The sequence below is a fragment of the uncultured Oceanicoccus sp. genome (genome assembly GCF_963968385.1).
Taxonomy (GTDB): Bacteria; Pseudomonadota; Gammaproteobacteria; order Pseudomonadales; family Dasaniaceae; genus Oceanicoccus.
In genome coordinates this window covers 1-1,896 of sequence record NZ_CAXAHB010000146.1, presented here as the reverse complement: position 1 = coordinate 1,896, position 1,896 = coordinate 1, and the positions used below count along the sequence as shown (strand labels likewise).

At 47.0% G+C, this 1,896-nt stretch carries 1 protein-coding gene; it reads right to left on the bottom strand.

The window, feature by feature from the left end:
* Positions 1–204: 204 nt before the first annotated feature.
* Positions 205–1,368: an ATP-dependent RNA helicase RhlB gene (rhlB, locus tag AACP44_RS09175; RefSeq protein ID WP_339340227.1), complete on the bottom strand. Its 1,164-nt coding sequence runs from the start codon at positions 1,366–1,368 to the stop codon at positions 205–207.
* Between the last annotated feature and the right edge of the window lie 528 nt (positions 1,369–1,896).

Genomic DNA, 1,896 nt, shown 5'->3' with positions numbered 1-1,896 from the left:
TGCAGTGGGCACTGGCTACTTTGATGGAGAATCTGCTATTGCGGCCGGACTCACTTATAGCTCGAATGCCTATCACCTCAAATTCGCTGTGGGTCATAGCGGTGGGCATAATGCCGCATCTGCGGGTGCCACATGGGCGTTCTAAGTTTGTTGAATTAACTTTGGTACCACCACAGCCCCCTAGCCGTCATGGTAGGGGGTTTTTTAATTGAGCAATTCCAAAGGGGGTTGTTCGCAAGGTAATTTACTACCCAGCATTTGTTCCAGCGGAGCCAGCAAAAAAGCATCGTCCTCACAGGCAAAGCTGATTGAAGTGCCGGTGGCTCCGGCCCGACCTGTACGACCAATACGGTGCACATAATCTTCTGGGTCTTCAGGCAAGGTATAATTAACCACATGACTGATGCCATCGACGTGAATACCACGCCCTGCCACATCAGTTGCTACTAGCACCTGAAGATCACCCGCCTTAAAACGCGCCAGTGTTTGTGAGCGTTTATTTTGCGGGATTTCTCCCGATAAAATACCGCAGCGCACACCGCTTTTGCGCAAACCTTCATAGAGCTTGCGAGTTTGATCACGGCGATTGGCAAAGACAATAACGCTTGTCGCTGCGGGTAATTTGATAATGTTTTTTAGCAGCGCCAGTTTTTCATCAGCGGCAACGATATAGACTTTTTGGTCTACCGTATCGGTGGCAACACTTTCTGGCTCTATCTCTAAACAAAAAGGCTGATAGGTCCACTGCTCCGTCAAGCTTAAAACATCTGGGGTAAAGGTGGCGCTAAATAACAGGGTTTGACGATGGTCTTTATTGGGTGTGCTGCGCACAATACGACGCACCTGAGGAATAAAGCCCATATCCAGCATACGGTCGGCTTCATCAATCACCAATATTTCTACTTGATCTAAAAATAAATCGCGACGAGTTTGAAAATCCAACAAACGCCCCGGAGTAGCAACAACAATATCAACCAAGGAATTTTTTAATTGATTAAGCTGCTTGTTGTAATCCATACCACCGATCAGTGTCGCCACATTAAGGCCGGTATATTTAGTCAGATTTTTTGCATCCTCACCAATCTGCACCACTAGCTCACGGGTGGGCGCAATCACTAAGGCTCTGGGCTCACCGATATAGCGGTTTTCGGTTATCGGGTTGGATAATAGATCTTGAATAATAGTCACCAAAAACGCCGCTGTTTTACCAGTACCGGTTTGTGCCTTACCAATAGCGTCATGCCCCTGTAAGGTTTGTGGCAGTACCCCAGCTTGAATTGGCGAGCAATATTCAAAGCCCAAATCTGCAATACCATGCATCAGACGATCATCAAGTTCCAAATCATGAAAACGGGTTTTGCCCTCGATTGCCGAAACAGGAAATTGATCAACCGTCCAAGCAGGCGTCGCCGGCTTGGCTTTTTTGTTACGACGGTTGTTGCGGGAAGATTTTTGCTGATTAGCGGACTTCTGATGACCCGCTTTTGCCGATTTGCCGGGCTTTTTTGACGCTGACGATTTGCCGCCGGACTTATTTTTCACGGGTACCGAATCATCGCTGCCTGCGGGATTTTTCTTGTTACCAAAAAGCTTGCCTATCAATGCGTTAATCTCTCATATTTAATGGTGGCCGCATTCTAACACCATTCTCGCCAAGAAAGTGTAAGGGCGGCTAAAAGACTGACATCCTTGCCAATCCACTTATTGATACGCAGCCTTTGCAATTTAGACTGGCAAAATCCGCCATCACAGCCTCAATCACCACTAATTAGCTGCTATCAATTATCGATTGAGGCAATATACACAGACACCGTGATTATTGATGATTACCACAGACTGGACACTGCGGATTTTCCGGAACTTTAAGCGTGCGCCATGTCATTAGCTTGGCATCAA